At 61.1% G+C, this 3044-nt stretch carries 3 protein-coding genes and 1 pseudogene; all 4 read left to right on the top strand.

The features are described from left to right. The first annotated feature begins 167 nt into the window (after nt 1–167). Nucleotides 168–458: a co-chaperone GroES gene (gene groES / locus VGL01_RS10750; protein ID WP_173256351.1), complete on the top strand. Its 291-nt coding sequence runs from the start codon at nt 168–170 to the stop codon at nt 456–458. A 45-nt stretch (nt 459–503) separates the two neighbouring features. Further along, the gene (groL, locus tag VGL01_RS10745; RefSeq protein WP_331569075.1) at nt 504–2144 is read left to right on the top strand and encodes a chaperonin GroEL; all 1641 of its coding nucleotides are present in this window, start codon (nt 504–506) and stop codon (nt 2142–2144) included. 308 nt (nt 2145–2452) lie between these two features. Next, on the top strand, nt 2453–2710 hold the full coding sequence (locus tag VGL01_RS10740) for a hypothetical protein (RefSeq protein ID WP_331569073.1): 258 nt from the start codon (nt 2453–2455) through the stop codon (nt 2708–2710). Nucleotides 2711–2735: 25 nt separating this feature from the next. Further along, nucleotides 2736–3044, top strand: a pseudogene (locus VGL01_RS10735) (DNA-binding protein); the annotation flags it as partial.

The raw sequence follows: 3044 nt of genomic DNA, 5'->3' as shown, positions 1-3044 counted from the left end.
GTTTACATCAACGATTCTCACTTCCTCGTCCGACCCTTCTTGAAATCGGGGCAACCCGTCCATATAATTAGCACTCGCTGCACGTGAGTGCTAACAAGTTCCGTCCGGGTCGCTGGGCGGCCTACCAAGCTAAGCGTTCTTCAGTCTCAATCAGAGAGGAGTGTTGTATGAACCTTCGTCCTTTGCACGATCGCGTCATCGTGAAGCGTCTGGATCAAGAAACCAAGACCGCCTCGGGCATCGTGATCCCCGACGCCGCGGCCGAAAAGCCGGACCAGGGTGAAGTGCTCGCGATCGGGCCGGGCAAGCGCAATGACAAGGGTGACCAGATTTCGCTCGACGTCAAGGTCGGCGATCGCGTGCTGTTCGGCAAGTACGCAGGCCAGACCGTGAAGGTCGACGGGCAGGAACTGCTCGTCATGCGCGAAGAAGACATCATGGCGGTCGTTCAGAAGTAATCACGCTTCCGATCCATATCCACTGAGATTTCAAGGAGTTAGAAGATGGCAGCTAAAGACGTCGTATTCGGCGACAGCGCACGCGCCAAGATGGTCGAAGGCGTGAACATTCTCGCCAATGCGGTGAAGGTCACGCTGGGCCCCAAGGGCCGTAACGTCGTGCTCGAGCGCAGCTTCGGCGGCCCGACGGTGACCAAGGACGGTGTCTCGGTCGCGAAGGAAATCGAGCTCGAAGACAAGCTCCAGAACATGGGCGCGCAGATGGTCAAGGAAGTCGCTTCCAAGACCAGCGACAACGCCGGTGACGGCACGACGACGGCCACGGTGCTGGCTCAGTCGATCGTCCGCGAAGGTATGAAGTATGTCGCATCGGGCATGAACCCGATGGACTTGAAGCGCGGTATCGACAAGGCCGTGATCGCCGCCGTCGAAGAGCTGAAGAAGATCAGCAAGCCGTGCACGACGAACAAGGAAATCGCCCAGGTCGGTTCGATTTCGGCCAACAGCGACACCTCGATCGGCGAGCGCATCGCCGAGGCAATGGACAAAGTCGGTAAGGAAGGCGTCATCACCGTCGAAGACGGCAAGTCGCTCGCCGACGAACTCGAAGTCGTCGAAGGTATGCAGTTCGACCGCGGCTACCTGTCCCCGTACTTCATCAACAACCCCGACAAGCAAGTCGCCGTGCTCGAGAGCCCGTTCGTGCTGCTGCACGACAAGAAGATCTCGAACATCCGCGATCTGCTGCCGGTGCTCGAGCAAGTCGCGAAGGCTGGCCGTCCGCTGCTGATCATCGCCGAGGACGTCGAAGGCGAAGCACTCGCCACGCTGGTCGTGAACAACATCCGCGGCATCCTGAAGACCGTTGCGGTCAAGGCGCCGGGCTTCGGCGATCGTCGCAAGGCGATGCTCGAAGACATCGCGATCCTCACGGGCGGCCAGGTGATCGCCGAGGAAACGGGTCTTTCGCTCGAAAAAGCCTCGTTGCAAGAGCTCGGTCAAGCGAAGCGCATCGAAGTTGCGAAGGAAAACACGACGATCATCGACGGTGCGGGCGACGGCGCCAACATCGAAGCACGCGTGAAGCAGATCCGCACGCAGATCGAAGAAGCCACTTCGGATTACGATCGCGAAAAGCTGCAAGAGCGTGTGGCGAAGCTCGCCGGCGGCGTCGCAGTGATCAAGGTCGGCGCTGCGACCGAAGTCGAAATGAAGGAAAAGAAGGCACGTGTCGAAGACGCGCTGCACGCTACGCGCGCGGCCGTTGAAGAAGGTATCGTGCCCGGCGGCGGTGTGGCGCTGATCCGCGCTCGCGCGGCGATCGCCAGCGTCAAGGGCGACAACGCCGACCAGGACGCAGGTATCAAGATCGTGCTGCGTGCGATGGAAGAGCCGCTGCGTCAGATCGTCTCGAACGGTGGCGAAGAAGCCAGCGTGGTCGTGGCGGCCGTTGCCAATGGCAAGGGCAACTACGGCTACAACGCAGCCACGGGCGAGTACGGCGATCTGGTCGAAGCAGGCGTGGTCGATCCGACGAAGGTGACGCGCACGGCGCTGCAAAACGCAGCTTCGGTTGCCGGCCTGCTCCTGACGACGGACGCGGCTGTGGCCGAGTTGCCGAAGAAGGACGCGCCGATGCCTGGCGGCATGCCCGGCGGTATGGGCGGCATGGGCATGGACATGTAAGTCTCGCGCGACAGCGAGCAGCATGAAGGACGCGCCTCACGGCGCGTCCGTCCAGACGAAACCCCGCAGCGATGCGGGGTTTTTTTTGTTTCTGCCGAAGCCAGATCCATTGGCCGTTCGGCGGATTTCTACGCACCGCACTTTGCGGGAGCATGAGCCTTTCCACTCACATTGGAGAAGGCCATGTTTCATTGCCGGACAAGCCCTGCGCTTGCGCTCTGCATCCCCTCGCGCTTCGCCAAAACGGCGTCCGAATGTTGCAGTTGTCATTTGACAACCTCGCCGTTTCCCCCTATCCTGGGGCTCGTATGACTCGTCCGGTGCATCCGAAGAAGGAAATCGAGGAGGCGCTGCGGTACGCGCAAGCGAACGGCTGGACCGTAAAGGTCGGTGGAGCGCACGCCTGGGGAAGGCTTTATTGCCCATACAACGATGCGGAGTGCCGCTGCGGAGACTTCTGCATCGTCGGTATTTGGAGCACCCCGAAAAACGCGGGCAACCACGCGCGAGCGTTACGGCGAGTCGTCGATCACTGCACGACGCACCAGATGAACGTGCGGCAATAAAAGGGCTGTGCCAAGGAATAAGCCAATGGAATACGTATTCACTTTGAGATATCAACTGCCGGTCGAACTGTGCGATCCGGCGGAACTGATGGAGCGGCTCGGGGCGGCGGGGTGCGACGATGCGCTGGTCGGGATGGGCTTGCCGGGGCGAGTTGCGCTCGAGTTCACGCGCGAAGCCGCATCCGCACAAGTGGCGTTGGTGTCTGCCTTGTCCGATGTGCGTCGCGCCCTTCCTGGCGCAACGTTGATCGAGGCGGTGCCGGACTTCGTCGGCCTGAGCGATGTCGCGGACGTTGTCGGCGTGAGCCGGCAGAACATGCGCAAGCTCATGCTC

This window comes from Trinickia sp., from assembly GCF_036503415.1.
In the GTDB taxonomy this organism is placed as follows: domain Bacteria; phylum Pseudomonadota; class Gammaproteobacteria; order Burkholderiales; family Burkholderiaceae; genus Trinickia.
Note: the sequence above shows the minus strand (reverse complement) of the source record. Positions and strands in the feature narration are given on the sequence as shown.